Origin of the sequence: Anabaena sp. WFMT (assembly GCF_051781005.1) — a bacterium.
In the GTDB taxonomy this organism is placed as follows: Bacteria; Cyanobacteriota; Cyanobacteriia; order Cyanobacteriales; family Nostocaceae; genus Anabaena.
The window spans coordinates 1-2516 of sequence record NZ_JBPWOA010000043.1; the positions used below are offsets into that span (position 1 = coordinate 1).

The 2516-nt window shown below is 44.4% G+C and carries 1 protein-coding gene; it reads right to left on the reverse strand.

Annotated features, from left to right (window positions below):
* Positions 1-91: 91 nt before the first annotated feature.
* Entirely contained in the window at positions 92-1927 is a 1836-nt protein-coding gene (gene ltrA / locus ACSQ6I_RS24645; protein WP_438888823.1) for a group II intron reverse transcriptase/maturase, read from the reverse strand.
* Positions 1928-2516: the final 589 nt, after the last annotated feature.

The following is a 2516-nucleotide window of genomic DNA, read 5'->3' on the forward strand; positions in this document are numbered from 1 at the left end:
AAAGTCAGCGACTCCCTTACGAGAGCCACTGCTCTTCAAAACCGTGCTTGAACCTTTAAATTCACACGGCTCCTCAGTGACTTGGTGCTTATCACGCATTCCTCATTACCAACATATCCTCCTCCCAAAACCAGTTCAATTCGGAGGGTGGCTTAGGCTCGGCACTGTTACAGCCAGATTTTCTGCCAGGACTACCATCACTGATAGTCTTTGTGTCGTGGCAATGTCTGTGTAGAAGTTGCCAATTTTTATAATCATCCTTTCCACCTTGCGATTTGGGGATAATATGGTCAATTTCCATCACATCGTTTTCACGGAAAAACAATCCACAGTGGGTGCATTTCCCTTTTTGCCATTTCAAGAGTGATGAGACTCTTGTCGGCATTTCTGGGTTGTTGCCCATTCTTGTACTCCAATAAACCAGGTTCCCGTCAAATGGGGACAGTTCGCCTTTAACTTTTATATGACGCACTATTTTAATGCGAGTATGGTCAAGTAAACGAAATGGATTTTCCCCACCTTCAGAGGTTGCAAATACCCAGTTATCCTCGCCTATGGAATGCCAATATTTCTTTGACACCCATCCCAATGATTTCTTTGGGTGGCGGAACTTTGCCCAAGAGACAAGTTTTTGATACACAAGGTCATCTAACTGAGCGTAGATTTCCTTACTTATGACAGTCGCGTAGTAGTTAGCCCAACCCCTAATGATGGGATTTAGTCGCTTAATGAGCGCCGCTTGCGGTGCTGACTTATGGGAGTCAATTACATCAGCCAGACGGTCATAATGTGCCTTCACTTTTTCTTGACTTGGGGTAATGATGGTTTTAAAACCGAGTAATTCCCCTTTGGTATTTTTACCTGTATGGTGTTTCCCTTTGGGGAACTGACGGATATTAAATCCAAGGAAGTTGAATCCTGGCTTTTCCCCAACAAAAGTTGAAAGGGTATGCGTCAGTCTTGTTTTACTGGGTTTTAATTCCAAGCCTATGCCGATTAACCATTCGGAGATTATTTCCTGGCATCTTTGAACAACGGTTATGTCTTCATGGAGAATTACGAAGTCATCGGCGTACCTGATTAAAGTAGCTCCTGGCTGGTAGCCAGCGTATTGACCTTTCTTGACAATTGTGCGACTAGGAAAGGCACTTTTTATCCGGTTTTCCATCCCGTGGAGGGCTATATTTGCCAAAAGTGGCGAAAGACACCCACCTTGTGGCGTTCCCTCAGATGTAGGAAACAACTGCTTACCATCCATCACCCCCGCTTTTAACCATGCACGAATTTGACGGTGAATGGTGGGAGATGTATTTAATTTTAAAAGCAGTGCCTCATGGTTGATACGGTCGAAACACTTCGATATGTCGGCATCAAGTACAAATTTTTGTTTATACCTGATGGAATTAAAGATTGCCTCGATTGCATCATGACATGACCTTCCGGCTCTGAACCCATATGAGTTAGGTTCAAATCGCGCTTCCCATTCTGGTTCTAACGCCAGTTTGACAAGTGCTTGCAAGGCTCGGTCTTTCATTGTAGGTATTCCTAAAGGTCGCTTTTCATCACATCCAGGCTTGGGAATCCATACACGCCTGGTTGGGCTGACCTTAGCACCCAGCTTTATTTGATTTATCAAGGCAAGACGAAGATTAGGAGTCAGCGATTTAACGCCGTCTACACCTGCCGTCTTTTTGCCGCAATTATCCTGGGTAACTCTACGAACCGCTAACACTCTTGCTGACCAAGAATTCATCAACGTTTTTTGGAGTCTGCGATATGTTTTGACATCGCCACGCTGAGAGGCTCGATAAATTCTCTGTTGCAGCTTATACACTCTACGTTCTAGCTTTCGCCAGTTAATAGAACGCCATTCCGCCGTAGTCTTTAAACTCGTATTAGACATATTTACTGCTACTGGAAACTTCATCTTCCAAATCACCGTGATTCTGTCTGCCTATCCTCATCATTACAATGAGGCGTTTGCTTTTGAATCAATCTTGCCTACTCGTGGTATTGGTTAGCACCTACTCAATTGTTGAAGACTGAGAACATACGAGCGGTTACTTCGTTTCTGATAATCATTGGTCGAGTTTTTAGAGCGGTACTATCCACCGGGTTTAGAGGAAGTGCTTGTTGGTCAACCGGGAACTTGCCAACTCCCCATTATCCTTGCCCTTTTTGGGACTCCCAGCACATAAAGCCTGATTTCGCTGGTTATTCCTGACGATGGTTCAAACGTACCTTCGTATTCCTACTCATGAACTCTTGCTTGATGTATACCGAATTAGGCTTCCAGTATTTAACACCTTTCACCCCCGCTTCAAGGATTGATGGCTAGTCGCTACCTTGGGGGACACAGTTCGAGACTGCGCTCTGTGTGCTTTCACTCCTGCACCTGGAGGATGGGACTTGGTTTAAAACCTCACCCATATGACTATCAAATTGTCAAAGTTATTAAGTAACTTTGCGGGTAATTCTCCACCCTTTTTGGGGTTAGTTTATACCCAACGAATCGC